Source organism: Rothia sp. HMSC071F11, assembly GCF_001809115.1.
Classification (GTDB): domain Bacteria; phylum Actinomycetota; class Actinomycetes; order Actinomycetales; family Micrococcaceae; genus Rothia; species Rothia dentocariosa.
This window is the reverse complement of sequence record NZ_KV795770.1, coordinates 71,358-71,652: the sequence shown is the minus strand read 5'-3', so window position 1 is coordinate 71,652 and position 295 is coordinate 71,358. Positions and strand designations below refer to the sequence as shown.

Sequence of the window (295 nt, the reverse complement as noted above, 5' to 3'; positions counted from 1 at the left end):
CGGCTACTTTTGCCGACGACGGATCACCAAAACGGCACCAGTACCCAGAAGCGCAACACCCACGATTACCACGGGAATCACGGCAAATCCGGTATGTGCCAGGGCGTTCGGGCTCGCAGACGCACCGCCAGCAGACCCTTGAACCACGCCGGATGCACCCGAATCTGAGCCACCCGATACGCCATTCCCTGACGATCCGGTAACCGTGCCGTTCTCTGTAGATGTACCAGCCTGGGTACCCGCCCTCTGAGCTGTTCCCGGGTTCGCCGCTTGCTCAGAACCTTGCGGGTTCGTG

1 protein-coding gene is annotated in these 295 nt (G+C 61.4%); it reads right to left on the bottom strand.

Annotation, left to right across the window (positions count from 1 at the left end; all coding sequences use genetic code 11):
• Nucleotides 1-3: 3 nt before the first annotated feature.
• Nucleotides 4-295: LPXTG cell wall anchor domain-containing protein (locus tag HMPREF2554_RS11860; protein ID WP_246826064.1), on the bottom strand; the 292-nt coding region annotated here is incomplete at its 5' end.